This window comes from Blautia sp. MCC269, assembly GCF_018785655.1.
Classification (GTDB): Bacteria; Bacillota; Clostridia; order Lachnospirales; family Lachnospiraceae; genus Blautia_A.
Genome location: NZ_WQQE01000065.1, coordinates 1 through 289, shown reverse-complemented (window position 1 = coordinate 289; position 289 = coordinate 1). Strand labels below are relative to the sequence as shown.

At 45.7% G+C, this 289-nt stretch carries 1 protein-coding gene; it reads left to right on the top strand.

What is annotated here, in order from left to right; all coding sequences use genetic code 11:
- On the top strand, positions 1-289 hold a 289-nt coding region (locus GPK88_RS16710), incomplete at both ends, for a recombinase family protein (protein WP_215708050.1).

Sequence of the window (289 nt, the reverse complement as noted above, 5' to 3'; positions counted from 1 at the left end):
CGCCCGCAGAAAAAGCCTATGCGTGGACGATAGCACAGGTCAAGAGCATTTTGAAAGAGGAAACCTACATCGGTCACAGCATTCACAACAAGCAGAGCAACATTTCATTCAAGAACAAGAAAAAGGTACGGAAGCCGCAGGAAGAATGGTATCGTGTGGAAAATACCCACGAAGCCATCATTTCTGAAGAAGTGTTCCAAAAAGTTCAGGAGCTGATTGCAAGCAGACGCAGGAAACGCAGAAACGGTACGACACAGATTTTCGCAGGATTGATAAAATGTGCAGACTG